The sequence below is a fragment of the Achromobacter sp. 1011811831 genome, from assembly GCF_059760905.1.
Window position 1 is genome coordinate 1 of sequence record NZ_JCBANG010000221.1, and the last position, 427, is coordinate 427.

Genomic DNA, 427 nt, shown 5'->3' on the forward strand with positions numbered 1-427 from the left:
CGCTGGCGGCGGGCGACGACTTCTACATCCGCAAGGGCTACGGCACCGACGGCAACGTCAAGTCGACGACCACTGGCAACGAGGTTGGCACGACGATCAAGGCCGGCAGCACGGCAGGGCTGGTGCGCAACAGAGGCCTGATCAGCGCCGCCACCGGCGACATCACGCTGGCCGGTCGCCAGGTGCGGCAGGACGGCGTGCTGGTGGCCAGCACCGACATCGGCGCGCGCGGCGCCATCCACCTGCTGAACCGCGCGAGCGATGAGAGCGGCAGCGTGGCGCTGGGCGAGGGCAGCGTTACCGCCGTGGTGCTGGAGTCGTCGGCGCTCACCGGTCTGGACGGGCAGCGGGACGCGGCGCTGAAGGCGCTGGATGGCCAGGCGACCAACAAGACGGAAGGCGTGTATGACCACCTGAGCACGGTGGC

Annotated in this window: 1 protein-coding gene; it reads left to right on the forward strand. The window is 70.5% G+C overall.

What is annotated here, in order from left to right:
- The coding region (locus tag AC6LJ9_RS30690; RefSeq protein ID WP_498150461.1) for a hypothetical protein at positions 1-427 on the forward strand (427 nt) is incomplete at both ends.